Consider the following 261-nt stretch of genomic DNA (forward strand, 5'->3'; position numbering starts at 1 on the left):
GTCGAGAGCAGCGACGCGTAAAAGATTTACTCACGCATAGCGCAGGCTATCCGCCGGTGTTTGACTTTCATCGTAAAGACAGTAGCAATGGCGATGTGTTTTACTCACAAAATAGCCATACTACAAAAAAGCTCTTACTTACCAGTGTGCCACTTAGCGCAAAATCGCTCGGGCAGCATGTTTATTCAGATATTGATTACATGATTTTAGGAGTATTGGTTGAGCGTATAACCGGTCTTTCACTTGACGATTACCTAGAGC

1 protein-coding gene is annotated in these 261 nt (G+C 43.7%); it reads left to right on the top strand.

Features of this window, described 5'->3' with window-relative positions; genetic code table 11:
* Positions 1-261: serine hydrolase (locus AAEY62_RS23150; RefSeq protein ID WP_350636784.1), on the top strand; the 261-nt coding region annotated here is incomplete at both ends.

It is taken from the genome of Pseudoalteromonas sp. GW168-MNA-CIBAN-0100 (genome assembly GCF_040309225.1).
Taxonomy (GTDB): domain Bacteria; phylum Pseudomonadota; class Gammaproteobacteria; order Enterobacterales; family Alteromonadaceae; genus Pseudoalteromonas; species Pseudoalteromonas arctica.